The sequence below is a fragment of the Lactobacillus xujianguonis genome (assembly GCF_004009905.1).
GTDB classification, from domain to species: domain Bacteria; phylum Bacillota; class Bacilli; order Lactobacillales; family Lactobacillaceae; genus Lactobacillus; species Lactobacillus xujianguonis.
In genome coordinates this window covers 96,712-113,849 of record NZ_ML136871.1, presented here as the reverse complement: position 1 = coordinate 113,849, position 17,138 = coordinate 96,712, and the positions used below count along the sequence as shown (strand labels likewise).

29 protein-coding genes and 1 tRNA gene are annotated in these 17,138 nt (G+C 35.6%); all 30 read left to right on the top strand.

Annotated features, from left to right (window positions below):
- Positions 1-68 precede the first annotated feature (68 nt).
- The 30 genes from EJK17_RS00575 (at position 69) to EJK17_RS00435 (ending at position 17,137) form a co-directional block, all read left to right on the top strand.
- The gene (locus EJK17_RS00575; protein WP_127796114.1) at positions 69-2,396 is read left to right on the top strand and encodes a phage/plasmid primase, P4 family; all 2,328 of its coding nucleotides are present in this window, start codon (positions 69-71) and stop codon (positions 2,394-2,396) included.
- A gap of 287 nt (positions 2,397-2,683) precedes the next feature.
- Entirely contained in the window at positions 2,684-2,890 is a 207-nt protein-coding gene (locus tag EJK17_RS00570; protein WP_127796113.1) for a hypothetical protein, read from the top strand.
- Positions 2,883-3,062, top strand: a complete 180-nt coding sequence (locus EJK17_RS00565) for a hypothetical protein (protein ID WP_127796112.1) — start codon at positions 2,883-2,885, stop codon at positions 3,060-3,062. The genes EJK17_RS00570 and EJK17_RS00565 overlap by 8 nt, the downstream gene beginning before the upstream one ends.
- Before the next feature lie 48 nt (positions 3,063-3,110).
- Complete coding sequence (locus EJK17_RS11670) at positions 3,111-3,686, top strand: nucleotide modification associated domain-containing protein (protein WP_246011962.1); 576 nt, start codon at positions 3,111-3,113, stop codon at positions 3,684-3,686.
- Positions 3,679-3,885, top strand: coding sequence for a hypothetical protein (locus EJK17_RS00555; protein WP_127796111.1), 207 nt, complete (start codon positions 3,679-3,681; stop codon positions 3,883-3,885). Before EJK17_RS11670 ends, EJK17_RS00555 begins: the two co-directional genes overlap by 8 nt.
- Positions 3,878-4,291, top strand: a complete 414-nt coding sequence (locus EJK17_RS00550; RefSeq protein WP_127796110.1) for a hypothetical protein — start codon at positions 3,878-3,880, stop codon at positions 4,289-4,291. Before EJK17_RS00555 ends, EJK17_RS00550 begins: the two co-directional genes overlap by 8 nt.
- A gap of 85 nt (positions 4,292-4,376) precedes the next feature.
- A complete protein-coding gene (locus EJK17_RS00545) occupies positions 4,377-4,640 on the top strand; it encodes a hypothetical protein (protein WP_127796109.1) in 264 nt (87 codons plus the stop codon).
- A gap of 2 nt (positions 4,641-4,642) precedes the next feature.
- Positions 4,643-4,855, top strand: coding sequence for a hypothetical protein (locus EJK17_RS00540; protein WP_127796108.1), 213 nt, complete (start codon positions 4,643-4,645; stop codon positions 4,853-4,855).
- 71 nt (positions 4,856-4,926) lie between these two features.
- A complete protein-coding gene (locus EJK17_RS00535) occupies positions 4,927-5,103 on the top strand; it encodes a hypothetical protein (RefSeq protein ID WP_246011961.1) in 177 nt (58 codons plus the stop codon).
- Entirely contained in the window at positions 5,093-5,368 is a 276-nt protein-coding gene (locus EJK17_RS00530) for a hypothetical protein (protein ID WP_246011960.1), read from the top strand. The genes EJK17_RS00535 and EJK17_RS00530 overlap by 11 nt, the downstream gene beginning before the upstream one ends.
- 142 nt (positions 5,369-5,510) lie before the next feature.
- On the top strand, positions 5,511-5,828 hold the full coding sequence (locus EJK17_RS00525) for a VRR-NUC domain-containing protein (protein WP_246011963.1): 318 nt from the start codon (positions 5,511-5,513) through the stop codon (positions 5,826-5,828).
- Positions 5,818-6,051 carry a hypothetical protein gene (locus tag EJK17_RS00520; protein ID WP_127796105.1) on the top strand — a complete coding sequence of 78 codons (234 nt, stop codon included), beginning with the start codon at positions 5,818-5,820 and terminating at the stop codon, positions 6,049-6,051. The genes EJK17_RS00525 and EJK17_RS00520 overlap by 11 nt, the downstream gene beginning before the upstream one ends.
- Complete coding sequence (locus EJK17_RS00515) at positions 6,044-6,373, top strand: hypothetical protein (protein WP_127796104.1); 330 nt, start codon at positions 6,044-6,046, stop codon at positions 6,371-6,373. Before EJK17_RS00520 ends, EJK17_RS00515 begins: the two co-directional genes overlap by 8 nt.
- A 123-nt stretch (positions 6,374-6,496) precedes the next feature.
- Positions 6,497-6,952, top strand: coding sequence for an ArpU family phage packaging/lysis transcriptional regulator (locus EJK17_RS00510; RefSeq protein WP_103661137.1), 456 nt, complete (start codon positions 6,497-6,499; stop codon positions 6,950-6,952).
- Between the two features lie 309 nt (positions 6,953-7,261).
- Positions 7,262-7,332, top strand: a tRNA-Trp gene (locus EJK17_RS11330).
- A 24-nt stretch (positions 7,333-7,356) separates the two neighbouring features.
- Complete coding sequence (locus tag EJK17_RS00505) at positions 7,357-7,902, top strand: HNH endonuclease (RefSeq protein WP_127796103.1); 546 nt, start codon at positions 7,357-7,359, stop codon at positions 7,900-7,902.
- Between the two features lie 156 nt (positions 7,903-8,058).
- Positions 8,059-8,508: a phage terminase small subunit P27 family gene (locus EJK17_RS00500; protein ID WP_127796102.1), complete on the top strand. Its 450-nt coding sequence runs from the start codon at positions 8,059-8,061 to the stop codon at positions 8,506-8,508.
- On the top strand, positions 8,505-8,687 hold the full coding sequence (locus EJK17_RS00495) for a hypothetical protein (protein WP_127796101.1): 183 nt from the start codon (positions 8,505-8,507) through the stop codon (positions 8,685-8,687). Before EJK17_RS00500 ends, EJK17_RS00495 begins: the two co-directional genes overlap by 4 nt.
- Positions 8,688-9,104: 417 nt before the next feature.
- Entirely contained in the window at positions 9,105-11,009 is a 1,905-nt protein-coding gene (locus EJK17_RS00490; RefSeq protein WP_127796100.1) for a terminase large subunit, read from the top strand.
- Complete coding sequence (locus EJK17_RS00485; RefSeq protein WP_103661141.1) at positions 10,987-11,184, top strand: DUF1056 family protein; 198 nt, start codon at positions 10,987-10,989, stop codon at positions 11,182-11,184. Before EJK17_RS00490 ends, EJK17_RS00485 begins: the two co-directional genes overlap by 23 nt.
- A gap of 2 nt (positions 11,185-11,186) precedes the next feature.
- The gene (locus tag EJK17_RS00480) at positions 11,187-12,329 is read left to right on the top strand and encodes a phage portal protein (protein WP_236629307.1); all 1,143 of its coding nucleotides are present in this window, start codon (positions 11,187-11,189) and stop codon (positions 12,327-12,329) included.
- Positions 12,310-13,053 carry a head maturation protease, ClpP-related gene (locus tag EJK17_RS00475; RefSeq protein WP_127796099.1) on the top strand — a complete coding sequence of 248 codons (744 nt, stop codon included), beginning with the start codon at positions 12,310-12,312 and terminating at the stop codon, positions 13,051-13,053. Before EJK17_RS00480 ends, EJK17_RS00475 begins: the two co-directional genes overlap by 20 nt.
- Positions 13,053-14,303, top strand: coding sequence for a phage major capsid protein (locus EJK17_RS00470; RefSeq protein WP_210403761.1), 1,251 nt, complete (start codon positions 13,053-13,055; stop codon positions 14,301-14,303). The genes EJK17_RS00475 and EJK17_RS00470 overlap by 1 nt, the downstream gene beginning before the upstream one ends.
- A gap of 20 nt (positions 14,304-14,323) precedes the next feature.
- The gene (locus EJK17_RS00465) at positions 14,324-14,665 is read left to right on the top strand and encodes a head-tail connector protein (protein ID WP_103661144.1); all 342 of its coding nucleotides are present in this window, start codon (positions 14,324-14,326) and stop codon (positions 14,663-14,665) included.
- Positions 14,640-14,993, top strand: coding sequence for a head-tail adaptor protein (locus EJK17_RS00460; protein WP_236629308.1), 354 nt, complete (start codon positions 14,640-14,642; stop codon positions 14,991-14,993). The genes EJK17_RS00465 and EJK17_RS00460 overlap by 26 nt, the downstream gene beginning before the upstream one ends.
- On the top strand, positions 14,986-15,450 hold the full coding sequence (locus EJK17_RS00455) for an HK97-gp10 family putative phage morphogenesis protein (RefSeq protein WP_103661146.1): 465 nt from the start codon (positions 14,986-14,988) through the stop codon (positions 15,448-15,450). The genes EJK17_RS00460 and EJK17_RS00455 overlap by 8 nt, the downstream gene beginning before the upstream one ends.
- On the top strand, positions 15,447-15,815 hold the full coding sequence (locus tag EJK17_RS00450) for a DUF806 family protein (RefSeq protein WP_103661147.1): 369 nt from the start codon (positions 15,447-15,449) through the stop codon (positions 15,813-15,815). Before EJK17_RS00455 ends, EJK17_RS00450 begins: the two co-directional genes overlap by 4 nt.
- Complete coding sequence (locus tag EJK17_RS00445) at positions 15,816-16,475, top strand: phage tail protein (RefSeq protein ID WP_103661148.1); 660 nt, start codon at positions 15,816-15,818, stop codon at positions 16,473-16,475.
- 100 nt (positions 16,476-16,575) lie between these two features.
- On the top strand, positions 16,576-16,926 hold the full coding sequence (locus EJK17_RS00440) for a phage tail tube assembly chaperone (protein WP_103661149.1): 351 nt from the start codon (positions 16,576-16,578) through the stop codon (positions 16,924-16,926).
- Positions 16,927-16,954: 28 nt separating this feature from the next.
- The gene (locus tag EJK17_RS00435) at positions 16,955-17,137 is read left to right on the top strand and encodes a hypothetical protein (RefSeq protein WP_103661234.1); all 183 of its coding nucleotides are present in this window, start codon (positions 16,955-16,957) and stop codon (positions 17,135-17,137) included.
- Position 17,138 lies beyond the last annotated feature (1 nt).

Genomic DNA, 17,138 nt, shown 5'->3' with positions numbered 1-17,138 from the left:
CCTTAGTGGATTATGTTTGTTACTCGTGATTGCTTACATCATTTATGTAATGTGGAGGTGATTAATAGGTGGCAAAATTCACACATTACGAAAAAACGATTCCTAATGAGTTAAAAGAATTGAAACAATGGGGCTTGTTTCATTTGAAATGGGTGCCGGAGCGAAAGAAAAACACTAAAATTCCACTTGATCCGCATACTGGTAGAACCGGTAAGTCAAATGACCCTAATACATGGTCTGATTTTGATACTGCTTACCAAGCATTGCAAGAAAATGCACATGCAGACGGCTTAGCGTTTTACTTTGCTAATGGCTATGTAGGCTTGGATATTGATCACATTCAAGATGATATATCCGATTGGCATCAAGGTGACAATACTCCAGACAACTTAGTTAATAAATTCAAACAATTAACTAAAGGGACTTACATGGAAATATCACAAAGTGGTACCGGGATCCATGCAATCTTTAAAGGCAAGATTCCAGGCAGACGCAGAAGAAAAGGAAATTTTGAAATGTATCAAAAAGGACGTTTCTTTGCACTAACTGGTAATTCAATTAGCCCACCTGGAGTTCAATCGCTCAATGATTCTGAAATGCAGACGCTTTACGATTTTCTATTTGGCAAGGAAAAGAAAATTCCAAACACAGTCAGTGATACTGAGATTTCTGCAATTGATCTTTCAATTCCTGAAATTATTAAAAAAGCTGAGGCTTCAAGTATTGGTACACGATTCAAGATGTTCATGGAGGGCGGTTGGGAACAATTTTACGGCTCTCAATCTGAAGCTGATCTTGCATTTGCTAATGATCTTGCCTTCTGGTGTGGACGTGACTTTCACAAGATGGATACTATTTTTCGAAACAGTACTTTGATGCGAGAAAAATACGATGAAAAACGCGGTGCCACTACTTATGGAACATCCCTGTTAAATAGGGCTATCAATGACACACAAAACATTTATGATCCTAAGCAGAATGGTAAGAAACCTAAATTAACTTTTGCATGGAATCAGCCAAAAAAGAAAAAGCCTGCTCGTTCCTGGGATGATACGGGGAGAGGACAGAGACTTAATGACCAATTCGGTGAAGTGTTCCGGTATTTAGCTGATGACAAGCAGTGGTATTTCTATAATGGATCATATTGGGAACCAGATAACGGCAGACACATTGAGCTAGCCGCAGAAAAAGTTGTTAATTCAATCAAAACTGAAAAACCAGATAATAGTTTTTCAACTAAAACGGATAGCAGCAAGATCATGAATGAGTGGCGAAAATTTATCAAAGACTCTCGCTCTCATATGGCCAAAGTTCATATGATCGATGAATTTAAAAAATACGTCACGATTAATCACGGTTTGTTTGATCATGACAATATGATTCTAAACACTGAATCCGGATATGTTGATTTAACTAATGGTGAGTTAAAAGATCACAACATCAAGATGATGTTTAGTGAGCAAACTACAGCAGAGTACTCAGACAATGTTGATGCTCCAATGTGGGAAACCTTCTTAGATCAAATCTTTAATCATGATCCAGAATTAATTCATTACATTCAAAAAGCTGTTGGTTATTCTGCTACTGGTTCCACTGCAGAACAAGTAATGTTTTTACTACTTGGTACTGGTCGTAATGGTAAATCAGTATTTATTAATACTTTGAGAAACATTCTTGGTTCTTATGCTAAACAAATGTCAGTTGAATCCATTGTCGTCCACAATTCGGGAGGGAGTGCTAATTCTGACATTGCCCGATTGGAAAATACCAGGTTAGTAACCAGTTCTGAAGCTAATGAGGGTAGTCGCTTAGACGAATCACTAGTTAAGCAATTGACCGGTGGAGATAAAATTCTAGCACGGTTTCTTTACGGTAAAGAATTCGAATATGATCCTAAATTTAAAATCTGGATGGCAACTAACCACTTACCATTTATCAGAGGTACTGATGAGGGTATCTGGCGCAGACTAAAAGTTATTCCATTCAATGTCCAGATTCCAGAAAACAAAGTTGATAAAAATTTGGAAAACAAGTTGAGATCTGAATGGACTGGAATTTTAAATTGGATCGTTCAGGGTGCAATCATGTGGCAGAGAGAGGGTCTTAAAGATCCTGATAAAGTCAGGGATGCATCGCGAACATACAGACAAAGTATGGATCCGCTTGAAGCATTCCTTGATGAGTGCTGTGTTGCAGGTGGCGGTTATAGCATTCAAGCTAGACCGTTATACGATTGCTACCGTGATTGGGCTAAAAATTCCAATGAACACTTAATGTCAATGACTAAGTTTGGCAAAGAAATGACTAAGAAACTTCCAAAAGAACATAGAAGCGATGGACGATACTATATCGGTATTAAATTAAAAAAAGAACCACTTCATTTTGACTGGAATTAATCTGTGACTAGCTGTGATGTGATATGACTAGTTAACAAATCGCGGCAAGTCTTGCGTCCGTATGGCTGTGATTGCTTTTTTTGAAATGATTAGTTTAAAAACATATCTTTTTATATTATTTTTCTTTTTTATAAATATATTTAAAAGAAAAAAAGTAGTAATACTTAACACAATACTACTGGCTGTAGGACTTGTAGCCGTCACGAACTAAACATAAACGTGTCACTTTTTTTGAAAACTAGTCACAAGACCAACTCATGTTTGTACTCAGTTGATGTGGAGGAAAAATGAAAGTTAAAGTTGCCTTAAAAAACGGAAAAGAGTTTACCTTTCCTGTTGAATTGTGTGATTCATATTCAGATGCAAAAGAATTGAAAGACAGTATTCGATTGGATCAATCAAGTAACCATTTTCTTTACTTTAACAATAATGATAAGGAATTTACGATAATTGATCGTGATCAAGTTTTGTTTTTAAACATAAGAGATGATTAACTTCAAAAACGGAAATTGGTATTACAGTGACGGTACCACGATTAAGTTCGCTTACCACATCGCGCAGCCGGTGTGGAAGTCACATGACGGAATTATCAGATTAATTGATTATGACGATAAAAGCGATACTAATCAATTAATCATCAAATTAGAAAGGATTTTATATGATTGAACCTTTATCAATAGGACTACATGCGGGACGTTAGAAAGGAGCCTAGCAATGACTGAGATTACTAAAGACACTAGACCAGAAGAATTAATTGCAGCAGTACGTAAAATTGACGACAGACTTGATCTAGCGTGGTTACCATTGCTAAAACAACAAAATGCTATGAATGTGGAAAAAATTGGCATAATTAGTCATCCACTTCATCCAACAGATATTTATGATTTCACTAAGAAAAAATGGTTGAATAATGGATTAAAATTTCTTAATTCTCATCAAGAATCTTTATTAAATGATTTCATTAATCAGATTGAAGCAGTTAGAAATTCTAATCATGAATTAATTATTCCGATGAATAAATCTAACCCTTTCATCAAGTACACGGATCATTTGGCTGAAACATTACAGGAAAAGAATGATGCTTATGGCGATTCATTTGGTAAATCACTGGATGAGGATGGCTTGCTAGTTTTGAAAATTCGTTTGGGCGATAAATTTAATCGAATTAGTTCGTTGATTAAAAAGGGTGAGCTAAAGGAAAATGATGAATCACTTGAAGATACGTTATTAGATTTAGCCGGCTACTCCATTTTGGGGTTGAAATGGCTAAAGGAGAAGGAAAATGATTGATAAAAAACTGTTTAATGATGGAATTAAAACTGTTGAGTCTGAGTTAAGTGATGTCAAAAGACAACAATGGCATTGGAATAAAGGTCATAAAGTTAACACAAGAAAACTTTATTTAGGCTTTAATGCTACGATGCTGACGCTTAAGTTCCTAACAGAAAAAGCCAAAGAAGAGTTTGAAAAGGAGCACGAAAATGACTAAAGCAATTATTTATGACACTGACAAACAAGAATACGTTACAGCAGTTAACAGAAGACTAGTTTCAGGAATGATTAACTATTTAACATCTGAAAATGAGGAATATGCACAAGTTGTTGATTCAGATGAATTAAATTTAAGGAATATTGAAAAAGCAATAGGTTTAAAACGTGGAACGCTGGTATTTAAAGATGTGCCTAAAAATACAGTGAGAGCAAATAAACGTAGAAAGGCAATTGATTCAATACTTAATGAAATTGAATCTTACTCAAACAAATTTGAACGTCAAGATGAGGCAAATGAATTACTTACTGCAATGTTAAATAAATTACAGTGGATTTATGGTTTTGATACAGATGATTGGCAAAACGACTTAGAAGAAATGCTTAACGATGCATATGATTATTAAGGAGCAACATGAAAGTCACAGTGTACGATGACGATGGTGACTGGCAGGGATGCACTTGGTTTGAAATGGTTAAAGGAGCATGAAGATGCATGATACCAGAGAGATTACGTCAGCAGATCAGTTAATACCAAGAAAAACTTATTTTCTTGAACAAGGTGATTTTGTTGGCTATGGTAAATTTTGTGAAACTAAGCCTCCAAAGAAAACATATGAAGGAGCTAATGTTTTTGTGCCAGATACACAACCGTTAGCATGTTTTCTTAATTTAACACGTATTTTTAATGATCGTTATGAGCTATTTGAAGCATGCAAAAAAAACAATGTGCAAATTTATGAAAGCGTGGAATAAACATGAAAGATTTAGAAGGCAAGAAAATTAAATTTCCTGCAGCCGTTAACGCCGTGAACTTTAAAGATGATGCAGTGGTTATTAAGTTAACTGCCAGCATTGATAAGGTTAACTTAAACGAATTAGCCCAAATGCAGAAAACCGGTATTGTTGCTAGCTTAATGAGTATGCAGACTGAAATGATTGAAGAGAAAAATGATACAGACAATCATTAATCTCATTCTGATTGTTTTTTATCATTTTAATGATGATTTCTAATCATCGAAACAGTAAATCAAACGAAAAAATGATGAAAACAATTCACGATTCAAATGAACTTAATGATCAAATCTTGGAAACAATCAAAAAATGTTATGAAGCTAGTGATCATAAGTCTACAGCTCAAGATAATCTGTTGTGGGAATCAATCATGATTCTTGCTAGAAAAATACATGATTTGGAGGACAACAATTATGTCAAGTAAGGCTAATCCGATTAGTCATGACAAAAATGGACGTAAGGTTTTTGCTGATTCCATTGTTTTGGATAAAACAGCTACAGAAATTTACATCCCTGTAAAATGTGGAGGTTTATGGGGCGATGAATTTATGAGTGACTTCTATCCATTGGATCCAGCATCGATCGAAGTAATCAAACCACATGCAACTATGAAAGATTTACAGAAGCTTATGCGTTCTGACAAATACAGTGGTTACATTTTTAATACGAGTGGTGATTCTCTTGGATAATTTAGGATTGTTTGATATGCCATTCTTTCCTGAAGTTACTGATTTAAACATTCATAAGATAGATGGAAAGATTTCTGTTTCTTTTGAATTCTATGCACCAAGCACTGTAACTACCGGTCAAGATGATGATTCTGAACATGCTATTCAAAAGAAAATCCAATTGGCATTATCAAAACATCAATGCACAGTTTTTCGTGCAAATGTTGGTAAGATTAGGCTTCCTGATGGTAGATTCTTTTCTACAGGACTTCCAAAAGGTTTCTCTGATCTATTTGGCTTTCGCTGGACTGATGGGAAAGTATTTTTTATTGAAGTTAAAAGAGCTGATGGTAAGGCACGCGCAGAACAAACGACTTTTCATAAAATGCTTCAATCTCATAACATCATTCACGGCATTGCTCGCACTGTTAATGATGCTTTGATGATTATCGATGGAGGCTTAGTTGGATATGGCTATTAATACTGAAATTGCAGAGGGTAACTTAAAATTCGCTCGTGCCATAAAATCACTTGACTGGAATGCAGTATTACATGGAGGTAATGGAGTGGATATTTTAATTGATGCATCAACTTATGATGTGTTGAAAGATTATGCTAATCGAGTGAATGAACCAATGTCGATGGTTGCCACTCGTGCGATTATAAAATACATTGATATGAGTGAGAACGATGGAAATGACTAATTATCAAAAAGCTTTGCTTTTAATTCATGACTTAGAAGATCAATATGGTTCAGTTGCTAAGGCTCCTAAATCAAACACTAAATTAAAGCAAATTCATGAGTTGCTGTCAATGCCACATAAGAAATCAAAAATGGATGTTGATCAAATAATTAGGCTTAATTATTTGGGACACTCAAATGCTTATATTGCACGTGCAACCGGACTGAATAAGGCTACAATTGGAACGATTCTACAAAGAAATCATTTAAGGAAAAAACAAGATATTCTGTCAAGTATGGCAATTACATTTGGAGCAATATTGCAGATGGCTGCTATTACTTAGTTCGCGGAAGCCAAGAACTACAAGTTAAAAACGGTCTAGATTCTTACATTTACCCTAATGTATAACTAACCCGCATGGCTTATAATAGTACTATCAGATTTAGTTATATATGGAGTGATAGCTGTGGACCTTTTTGCTGATGTAGATTTTGACAAGACTGCTAATAGAGTTGATAAATTGCTAAAGTCCAAATTGCCTAGATTAGCTAGACGATGTGGACGTAGTTTAACTGATTTATCAAGTCCGCAGTTATCAAGTGCTTCTAGTCATAGTAATCGTACTGATGGACAAGAAAGAATGATGGTTAATTCTTTCAGTATTGGTAAAGTTGTTGACGCTATATGCCAAACGATTTATCACTGCTCAGACACAAGTCGAATTGTATTAATAGGTAACTATATTAAGTACATCCCTCAAGAACAACTCATCATGATGCTGCCTTATGAAAAGACTTATTACTACAGTCAACTTAAACCAATTGCTCTTAATGAGTTTGCTGATAGTTATGACTACTGGCAAGATCAGTGTGATGTAGAGCTAGAAGATAAGATTGACTTACATGTTTATGTGGACAATTAGCGGAAGATTAGTGAACAATCACTGAACTCCAATAGAACTAGATCAGTGCATAATATATATTGTCGGGAAATAAGGGAAAACCTAATCCTCTCTTAAAAATTAAACACGCATCATGTGGTTCGATTCCACATGGTGTGATAGGCAATCGCAAGAGTATAATTTAAAATCTTTTTTCTCATTTGTTGTGGTCAACTTGCGATTGATGAAACTTGTCAGGTTTGGAATTGGAATTATCCATTTCGTCAAAGACATCAATTGATACTGGCAAGAATAAAAGCAGATTGTTATGGAAACACAATCTGCTTTTTTATAGACATGGTGCAACGGTAGCATAGCAGTCTCCAAAACTGTTGATCTAAGTTCGAATCTTAGTGTCTATGTAAATTAATGAAAGGAGTTAGCCAATGCCACGAGTTCGCAGATGTCGTTATCCAAACTGCCATGCGTTTGCCATGATGCCAAACCATTATTGCCAAAAGCACATTGAACATGAAAAGAAATTGCAAGAACGTAATGAATTTTATCGATTGCATCATAAGCAAAACAAACAATCACAATGGAAGTACAATCACATCACTCGCTATCGTAATCCTGTTAAGCAGAAACAGAACAAGTTCTATCACTCTCGTCAGTGGAAAACGATGCGGAATATCATCTTAAAACGTGACTATCATTTGTGCCAATATTGCAAGGCATTAGGACGAGTTAGTGAAGGTAACATTATTGATCACGTGCTACCAGTTGAAAGGCTCCCTGATCATATGAAGGAACTGAATAATCTTGTGACTTGTTGTCAAACTTGTCACTACTGGAAGACAAGATTTGAAGAGCAATACTATGGCACAGGATTACATGGCAAACCAACAGATAATCCGCCAATAACTGATGTAAAACTGATTGCTAACTTGGCGGCTAAATTAAAAAATAATCATGAGTTTAAGCACCCATAATTGGCTTCTAAGCGATTTTAAATTAGTCACGTATGATTACACATGACTATAAATAAAATTGGCCCCGCCCTCGTTTTGGGCACTAGGGAGCCGCATCAGTGCCGTTTGCTCGTGTCAAAAGACATTTTTTGAGAATTTTTGAAAGGGGGTCGAAAAATGACGAAAGTTGATCTATCAAAGCCGAACGTACCTAATCAAGCACCGAAATGGCTTGGAGAATACGGCAAAAGATTGTATCCAAAGCTTGCTACTTACCTTAATAAAAATGACAAGATTTTAAGGGCAGACGAGTATTTATTGCAGCAATATTGTTCGGCTTATGATGTTTATCGAATAGCATTTCAAGACCTTCAGGAACACGGAATTCAACAAGTAATTTACAAAACGTCTCTCTCACCTGTGGATGGGAAAGTAGTCAGCAAGGACTTTCAGGGCTATAAAAAGAATCCTGCTTATCAGATGATGTCAGACTCTCTCTCAAAACTTAATGCAATTGGAAGGGAATTAGGCTTAAGTCCTAAAGCACGTTCGGAGATGCTCGATTTGAAGGCACCAGCAGGCAAAAAGAAGTCAGCTAAAGAAAGTTTAAAGGAGTTTTTCGGATGATTAGATTATTGGCAATAGTATTTTTGGTATGGCTTTATTTGTGGAATGTTGCTGCAGCAATTGAACGTGCAAATACTAGAGATGGATATGAAATAGCTGGTCATATAATTCTGGGTTTAGTTGGTAGAACTATTTCATTATGTTTAATTTATTGGGCATTAAACACTTTAGGTATGTAGCAATGGGTCAATTAATAGGTTCAATTTTTCTCCTTATTATTTTGTTTGTATTAATTCAAAAGGGAAAAGATTTATGATGTATTACAAATTTGGTCATGGAAAATGGGTTAGAAAAGAAGATTTAACTTGGAATTTTATGTCATATATGTCAAAGAACTTTCCAATCTGGAAAGGATTTACAAAAACTCAAACTGCAATGGCACTTAAATTTTTAATGGAAAACAAATAATCAAAAATAGCCGATTTTTTATATTTTGAAGCTAACAAATGACTTCAATTTATAAAAAAACGGCTATTTTTGTAATTTGATTATTAACAAACCCCCACTTTTGTTAATAAAGAGGGACTTGATCACGGAAAAATGTGATCAAATCCCTTATTTTGTTAATTTATATTTTCTAGGAGGTGGTAAATGCAATGAAAATTGACTTAACTCAAACACATGATGTTGAAGGTGCGTATCAGTCAATTAACTGGAATGAGATCCGATTAAAATACAACGATGATGCAACTAAGTATTGCTTTGATGTTTTAGATGGTAGAAAAATGGCAGGCTATTTAACAAAATTAGCTTGTTTTAGAAATCTTTGCGATTTAAGACGACAAAATACATCTGATTTTCCATATCATTACGATGTAAAAGAAGTTCAAATGACTTTTAAGTTTGCTTCCATTGTTCCTGATGTTGACTTACATAAACCACTTCCACTCATGGGCTGGCAGAAATTTGTTCTTGCTATGATTAACGGCTGGAAAGATGCTAATGGTGAACGCAGATTTACTGACATCCACATTTCAGTTGGTCGTGCTCAAGGTAAGACTCAAATTGCTGGGATACAAATGTGTAAGGCTGTATTAATTGATACGCTTAACTATACTAACAAAGACTTTTTAGTTACTGCTAATACAAGTGACCAGTCTACTAAATTATTTGGTTATGTAAGGAAAATGCTTGAAGCAGTAATTAAGATTGAGCCATTTAAATCTTTAGCTGAGGATGCCAGATTAGATTTACAAACTAATCAATTGATTGGAAAGAAAACTAACAACAAGGTGTGGAAGATCAGTTATGAAGCTGATAGGTACGATTCAACTCACAACGTTTTGGCTATTTATGATGAAACTGGTGCCTTAGATACTTATGATCGAATGTCAGACATTACAGACGGTCAAGCACAGGTTATTCCATACCACCAATTTATCAAAATTAGTTCGGCTTATCCTGATCCAACTAGTCCATTTCACCAAGAGCAAATCACTTTACAACACATCATGGAAAAAGATTATGACCGTGAAGGTGATAACTCTCTCTGCTTGGTGTGGGCACAGGATGATTTAGATGAAACTTTTAAGCCTGAAACATGGGAAAAATCTAATCCTTTAATTGGTTTATCTGATGAAGAACATAAACGGAGAACTGAAAATTTAGTTAAACAGCGTGATCAAGCTATGCTTACTAATACGCTTCACAAATTTCAAAATAAGAATTTAAATTTATGGTTGAAACAATCAACCGCTAGTTATTTGAACTTGAAAGATGTTGAAAATGCCATTGATGATGATTTCAAGATTGATGGCAGACAGGTTTACATTGGTTTTGACTATTCGATGTTCAGTGATAATACTTCAATTGGTTTTGTCTATCCTTATCAAGATGAAAAAACGGGTGAACCTCGTTGGCATATTGCACAGCATAGTTTTATCCCATGGCAACAAGCTGGATCAATTGAAGCTAAAGAAAAGCAAGATGGTATTGCTTATCGAACTTATCCGGAATATTGCACGATTACAGCACACCCACAAGGGATTATTAATCCAGAACAAGTATATAGATGGCTCTTAGATTATGTTCAAAAACATAATTTGAAAGTCGTCTTTTTTGGATATGATCGTTTTGGATCTTATCAAGTTAAGAACATTACTGAATCGCTTAATGCTAATACAGGTTGGTTAATTCAAGATATTGCACAAAGAACGAGTGAACTTGCTAATCCAACGAAGTTTTTACAAGAAAGCTTTGCCACTAGCAAGATCACACGCTTTAAGGATCCAATCCTAGAAAAGGCTCTTTTAAATGCAGTGATTAAAGAGGACAAAATTGGTATTCAAGTAGATAAGGATAAAGCTACTTTGAAGATTGATGCTGTGGATGCTTTGATCGATGCCTTTTATCAAGGGATGTATCACTTTGAAGACTATGGAATTATCAATGATAAATCTACAGAAGTTGAAAGAATGACACAACAACAGGTCCTTGATTGGTTTAACAATCCTGATTCAGGGCTTTTGGGAGGTGAAAATGATGACAATGAAACTAATTAAATACATTTGGCAAATCTTGGATTTATTACTTTATATTTTAGGTTTCGGCTGTATTGTCGGAGCCTTATTTTTATGGAATTTAATTGCAGGATTAGTTGGTTTAGGAATTGTATTAATCCTTTCCGGTTTGTTAATTGATTTACCTTCCGCATCAAGTAAGAGGGGAGGTGATTAATATTGCCCCTATTTAAAATACATTCGCAAACTCCCATGGCTTATTCCATTAGTGAAGATACAGATATTGTTAATTTTCTAACTGGTAAAAAAGACGGCTATGTTTCTGCAGATAAGGCATTGCAGAATTCTGACCTTTACTCAATTGTTTGGCAATTAGCTAGTGATATTGCAGGTACAAAATATCAAGCTGCTACTAATCGTATGCAGAATTTGATCAATCAGCCGGATTCAACAACTAATGGTTATGCGTTTTGGTTAGCAGAAGCAGCGCAATTACTTTTAACCGGTAATGCTTATGTCTTCCGCTGGAAAAATGTAAATGGTGTGGACTTGAAATGGGAATATTTAAGACCGTCACAAGTACAACCTCAGCTTTTAGATGATGGTTCCGGTTTGGTTTACGATATCGATTTTGATGAACCGGATATTGGACCAATGTATAACGTGCCACAAGCCAATGTTTTACATTTTAAGTTGCTGTCTAAAACAGGTGGTAAGACTGGTTTTTCTCCACTGACAGCACTCAAAGATGAGTTTGAAATTAAGAATGCAAGCAATCGTTTAACTCTCAACTCTCTTAACAAGTCTGTGGAAGCACCAGGCATTTTGACTGTTCAAGGTGGTGGATTGCTTAACTGGAAGAAAAAATCAGCTAGATCACGTGAATTTACGCGTCAAGTTAATAGCTCTGATAATGGTCCAATTGTTTTAGATGATTTGGAGACTTATCAACCCCTTGAAGTTAAAAGTGATGTTGCCAAACTACTCTCTCAAGCTGATTGGACAGGGAAACAAATTGCTAAAGTCTTTGGTGTTCCTGACTCAATTATTAACGGTCAAGGTGACCAACAATCATCAATTGCCATGATGGGTGGTCAATATGCTAAGGCATTAAAACGCTATGTTAATGCAATTACTAGTGAGTTAAATACTAAATTGCATGTTGAAGTTAAAGCAGATATTAGACCAGTGATTGATGCTACTGGTGATGCTTTTGCTGATACGATTGGAACTCTTGCTAAAAATAATGCAATTGCTATGAATCAAGCAACGTATGTTTTACAGCAAATAGGTTATTTACCAAAGAATTTGCCAAAAGCTCAAATTGAAGGAGGTGAAGTAAATGAAGAAAATCGCAATTAAAGGTCCAATTATCGATGATCAAACTGGTGAATTTATGACTATGTTTGGTGCTGATTCTTATGCTTATCCAAGCAAGCTTGCTAAGGATTTGAAGGATGCTGGCGGTGATGATGTAGTACTTGAAATTAATAGTCCAGGTGGTTACACATCATCTGGTGCTGAAATGTACACGGCTTTGAAGGAATATTCAGGTAAAATTGAAGCTCACATTGTTGGTGAAGCTGATTCTGCCGGTTCTTTTGTAGCAATGAGTGCTGATAAGGTTTTGATGTCACCAATGGCTATGATGATGATTCATAGGGCTAGTGGTGGTAATCAAGGAACTTCCACAGATATGCAGAGTACTGCTCAAGCTCTTGATGAACTAGATCAAAATATTGTTAATGCCTATGTTGCTAAAACTGGTAAATCTAAAGAAGACATTTATCAACTAATGCAAAAAACGACTTGGATGAATGCTGAAACAGCTGTTAAGAATGGCTTTGCTGATGGATTAATGGAATTTGATGATACTAGATCTGATCAAGTCCAAGAGCCTGCTTTTGTTAATGCAGCTATTCCAATTCCACATCTTAAAGATGATATGATCGAAAAGCTTAAAGCATTTATTGAAAGTCAAAAGACCAATGATGTCGATAAACCCACCCAGGAAAATACAAATAAGAAAATTACTAAGACCGAACTTGTAAATCACAAGCTCGGTCTTTTGTTTGGAGGAAAATAATGGATATTAACGCTTTACAAGATAATTTTGAAAAGGCAGGCGCTAAGGTCGAAGAATTGCAAAACAAGCAACAAGAAATGTCAGTTAAGCTTGTTAACGACCCTAAAGCCTATTCAGATGAAGAAACTACTAAGTTATACAACGATTTAGAAAAGGCAAAGAAAATTCGCGATATTGCTAAACGAACTTTAGATGATGCTAGAGCAAATCAAAAGACACCTAAGAAGCCCGTCTTACCAACTGAACAAAAGGTGGCAAAAAAGAAGGCTACAGAAATTAGAGATGCTTTTGTTAAGGACTTTACTAATATGGTTACTTCCGGCATTGTTCCTGAAGGTTCAGAAACTACTGGTTCTAATGCAGGCTTAACTATTCCTGTGGATGTTCAAACTGCCATTCATAAACTTGTTCGTTCATTTAACTCATTAGAAAGTATTGTTAACGTTGACAATGTTACAGTACCAACTGGCTCACGTGTTTATGAAAAGATTAAAGACATCAAGCCATTAGCTGATTTAGATGATGAAACTGCAGCAATTGGTGACAACGATGATCCAGAATTAACTCTTATCAAGTATGCAGTTCACCGTTATGCAGGTATTACTACTGTAACTAACACCTTATTGCAAGATACCGCAGAAAATATCTTGGGTTGGTTAATGGATTGGGCAGCTAAGAAGGATGTTATTACTCGTAACACCAAGATTCTTGAAGTATTGAACAATGGTAAGGATAAGAAGGTACCAAAGAAGGCTTCTATTACTAAGTTTGATGACATCAAGGATATTTCTAACAACACTCTTGATCCAATGATTGAAAATAGCTCAACTTGGTTAACTAACCAATCTGGTTACAATGTACTTTCCAAGATTAAGGATGCTAATGGTGATTACTTGCTTCAACCTGATGTTACTCAAGCTGATAGAAAGTTGATTGATGGTAAGCCAGTTCAAGTTATTGCTGATAAGTGGTTACCAGATGTTTCAGGTAATCACCCACTTTACTTTGGTGACTTTAAGCAAGCTATTACTTTATATGACCGTCAAAAGATGTCAGTTGTATCAACTAATATTGGTGCCGGAGCATTCGAACATGATTTAACTAAGATCCGCTTCATTGACCGTTTTGATGTTGAACTTATTGATGATGGTGCTTACGTTGTTGGTTCATTTAAGACTGTGGCTGATCAAACCAAGGGTACCGCTGATACTGATAATAAATCTACTGGTACCGCTGCATTAGGTAAGTAATAGATAGGAAGTGATCAATTATGACCACTTTTTTAAAAGTCGATGACGAATTTAAAAGAACATTAGGCTACTTGCCCGATGATGATTTACTTGATGATCAAATTTTGTTGCGTATGAAATCTGCTTTGATTGGAGCAGAAAATTATGTTCAAGGCGCAATTGGTCAAGATAATATTGATTTTTACAAACGGGATGATATTTTACCGCTTTATAAGTTAGCCTGCTTTGCAATTGCAGCAAACTGGTTTAATCACCCTTCAACTGCCACAGCTAGCACTACAGCTAAATCAATTATTGGCCAGTTACGCGGATCATATGATGAAAGCGAGGTGAGTGATGATGGTACAACTGCAGAATCCTGATCGATTAACACAAAAGATCCAATTTGGTACTATCAATGATCAAGATTATGACATTAATGGTGCGTTAAATAATACTTTTGTGCCGATTGGTCACGTAACACTCTGTGGACGTTGGCATTTATCCACTGGCCAAGTGCTTCAAATGGCAGGAATTGGTAGTGACAATTTCATTGTTATTTGCCATCATCGCAGTAGTTATGAAGGAATTACTCATGCTCAATTAGGTAACCAAATTTATAAGGTTACTCATATTGAGCTTGATTCTTTTAGAAACCAGACTGCTTATGACCAGATCACTCTCTCTAAAGTTGGTGACCAAAATGCCTGATTTAGATGAGCAATTGATGGACTGGTATCAGAAAATCGCTAAGTCTGTGGAGTTAACTCCAGATCAAAAAGCAAGAGTTACTGGTGCTGGTGCTAAAGTTTTTGCTGAAAAGCTAAAGCAAACCACTCCAATGAGTAGTGAAAACTATGATAACGGTGGTAGATCGGTTGGACATAATAACCAATTGCATGGCAAAAAAACTCGTAAAACTAAACACTTACGAGAATCAATTACTTATGTGCCAGGCTTTACTGCTGATAAATTGAAATCTGGTAACACTTCTGTCGGTTTTGATAGTAAATATCAAGCGATGGTTGCCCGTTTTGTTAATAATGGGACGGCAGGGATGAGTCAAAAGGAAGTCAAGAACATGCATTTTATTGAAAAAGCTCAAACTGAAGCTAAAAATGCAATGCTTGAAGCAGAAGCTAGAGAATTAAGAGGTATGGGCTTATGAGTGTTGTATTTGAAGTAGCACAATTACTTAATGCTTCTGGCATTAAGTATTTAAAACGTGCATATCCTTTTAGTATCCCTAACAGTTCATTAATCAAAATTAAACCTGATGAAGTGCTATTGTCGGTATCTGAAATACGCACTTCTCCTATAACTTACGGGAGCGATAGAAATACAGAATTTGATCAAGAAATTCAAATAAAAATTTGTTATCCAACTACTAATCAAGTAAATATGGACACTTTCGAGAATTCGATTGTGTCCTTTTTGTATAAAAAACAATTCAACTTGTTACAAAATATGGGTCATTATATTGATCCTGCTCACCATGTGGAAGTTGATTTTAATTTTAGAAGGAGAAAATAAATGGAAGTTAGAGGTTTAAACGATTTAATCGTTTTTAAATATGACAATAAGGGCGTTCTTTTAACTGATAATGATAAGGGCGCTTTACCAACTAATTTTGGGAAAGATGGTCTTTTCAGAATTGATTTACAATCAAGTAAAGGTGCTACTCAAGCCAATTTTACTGGTTTAAATCGGACAACTACTCGTATCTATGGTTCAAATGCTGCTGCTGAAACATCCACAGGTGTATATCAAGTAAGTGGTACTTTTGGTGCAAATGATATCCCACATGATATTTTTGATTCATTGCTCGGCTTGGAAAAAGATAAGGATTTAGGCTTTGGTAGTAAAGTTACATCTAAGACATCTGATACTTATGGTGGTGTCATTGCTCACTCTTTTAATCCTAATGTTGGAGTGGACTTATACTTTGCCTTACCATATGGGACGTTAGCTTCAGGTGGTGACTTGAATCTAGGCACTAACACTGAAAACGAAAATGTGGTACATGATGCCTTTACGTTAACGGCTTTAGCACGTCCATCAGATGGTCTTGTTTATGAAAAGTTCTATTCTGACGAATCAGGCTTCGACTTTAACAAGATGATTGATTTTATCACTAAAGGCACAGTCAGTGGCGCTTCATCACGTCCTTCTGGTAGTCCGACTTCACATTAATTAATTTGATGGGTGGGTAGCGGTGGTTCAAAAATCTTAATAGCTATTTTTTAAGGAGCAGTTTTAAACTGTTCCTTTTCTTTCGAAAGGAAATGTAAATATGTCAGTAAAAATCAATGGAAAGAAATTGCATTTGACGACTTTTGAAGTCCCAACTTCAGGTAAAAACATCATTAGATGCTTAACCGCTCAAAGAGATTTTGCAAAAGAAAATGAAATCGTTAAAAACATGGATTCAGATAATGACGATTCAGTTATTAAGGGCTTAGAAGCTCAAATTAAAATGATTGATCTGTATGTGAAGTTTTTAAAGCCAATTTTACATTTGTCTGATGCTCAAGAACAAAAAGTTGAAGAATCAGATTTTGACGATGTTGTTGATCTCGCTAATGAGGTAATTGCCAAGGTTCTTGGTTATAACTCTGACAAAAGCGACGAGTCAGACAAGTGATGATGATCCGGTTCGGGCGTATGAGCAAATGATTGAAGATTTTAACTATTCGGAACAGCAAATGATCATTAATGCTCACATGTCTGTGGAGGATTTTGAAAATACCGATTACTACAGATTAGTTGAAATCATGAGTGCAAAACCACGTGATAAGCGTCCTAAGACGTTGTGGGAATTTGCAAGCAGCTTAGATGGAGAAGAAAGGAGGTAAA

Bases quoted from the DNA above. Each gene is read 5' to 3' on its own strand.
- EJK17_RS00550 (WP_127796110.1), top strand. From the start codon at position 3,878: ATGACTAAAGCAATTATTTATGACACTGACAAACAAGAATACGTTACA.
- EJK17_RS00505 (WP_127796103.1), top strand. From the start codon at position 7,357: ATGCCACGAGTTCGCAGATGTCGTTATCCAAACTGCCATGCGTTTGCC.
- EJK17_RS11670 (WP_246011962.1), top strand. From the start codon at position 3,111: ATGACTGAGATTACTAAAGACACTAGACCAGAAGAATTAATTGCAGCA.
- EJK17_RS00570 (WP_127796113.1), top strand. From the start codon at position 2,684: ATGAAAGTTAAAGTTGCCTTAAAAAACGGAAAAGAGTTTACCTTTCCT.
- EJK17_RS00495 (WP_127796101.1), top strand. From the start codon at position 8,505: ATGATTAGATTATTGGCAATAGTATTTTTGGTATGGCTTTATTTGTGG.
- EJK17_RS00515 (WP_127796104.1), top strand. From the start codon at position 6,044: ATGACTAATTATCAAAAAGCTTTGCTTTTAATTCATGACTTAGAAGAT.
- EJK17_RS00475 (WP_127796099.1), top strand. From the start codon at position 12,310: ATGAAGAAAATCGCAATTAAAGGTCCAATTATCGATGATCAAACTGGT.
- EJK17_RS00555 (WP_127796111.1), top strand. From the start codon at position 3,679: ATGATTGATAAAAAACTGTTTAATGATGGAATTAAAACTGTTGAGTCT.
- EJK17_RS00470 (WP_210403761.1), top strand. From the start codon at position 13,053: ATGGATATTAACGCTTTACAAGATAATTTTGAAAAGGCAGGCGCTAAG.
- EJK17_RS00545 (WP_127796109.1), top strand. From the start codon at position 4,377: ATGCATGATACCAGAGAGATTACGTCAGCAGATCAGTTAATACCAAGA.
- EJK17_RS00435 (WP_103661234.1), top strand. From the start codon at position 16,955: ATGATTGAAGATTTTAACTATTCGGAACAGCAAATGATCATTAATGCT.
- EJK17_RS00460 (WP_236629308.1), top strand. From the start codon at position 14,640: ATGATGGTACAACTGCAGAATCCTGATCGATTAACACAAAAGATCCAA.
- EJK17_RS00455 (WP_103661146.1), top strand. From the start codon at position 14,986: ATGCCTGATTTAGATGAGCAATTGATGGACTGGTATCAGAAAATCGCT.
- EJK17_RS00520 (WP_127796105.1), top strand. From the start codon at position 5,818: ATGGCTATTAATACTGAAATTGCAGAGGGTAACTTAAAATTCGCTCGT.
- EJK17_RS00485 (WP_103661141.1), top strand. From the start codon at position 10,987: ATGATGACAATGAAACTAATTAAATACATTTGGCAAATCTTGGATTTA.
- EJK17_RS00535 (WP_246011961.1), top strand. From the start codon at position 4,927: ATGATGAAAACAATTCACGATTCAAATGAACTTAATGATCAAATCTTG.
- EJK17_RS00465 (WP_103661144.1), top strand. From the start codon at position 14,324: ATGACCACTTTTTTAAAAGTCGATGACGAATTTAAAAGAACATTAGGC.
- EJK17_RS00450 (WP_103661147.1), top strand. From the start codon at position 15,447: ATGAGTGTTGTATTTGAAGTAGCACAATTACTTAATGCTTCTGGCATT.
- EJK17_RS00530 (WP_246011960.1), top strand. From the start codon at position 5,093: ATGTCAAGTAAGGCTAATCCGATTAGTCATGACAAAAATGGACGTAAG.
- EJK17_RS00540 (WP_127796108.1), top strand. From the start codon at position 4,643: ATGAAAGATTTAGAAGGCAAGAAAATTAAATTTCCTGCAGCCGTTAAC.
- EJK17_RS00500 (WP_127796102.1), top strand. From the start codon at position 8,059: ATGACGAAAGTTGATCTATCAAAGCCGAACGTACCTAATCAAGCACCG.
- EJK17_RS00440 (WP_103661149.1), top strand. From the start codon at position 16,576: ATGTCAGTAAAAATCAATGGAAAGAAATTGCATTTGACGACTTTTGAA.
- EJK17_RS00490 (WP_127796100.1), top strand. From the start codon at position 9,105: ATGAAAATTGACTTAACTCAAACACATGATGTTGAAGGTGCGTATCAG.
- EJK17_RS00565 (WP_127796112.1), top strand. From the start codon at position 2,883: ATGATTAACTTCAAAAACGGAAATTGGTATTACAGTGACGGTACCACG.
- EJK17_RS00445 (WP_103661148.1), top strand. From the start codon at position 15,816: ATGGAAGTTAGAGGTTTAAACGATTTAATCGTTTTTAAATATGACAAT.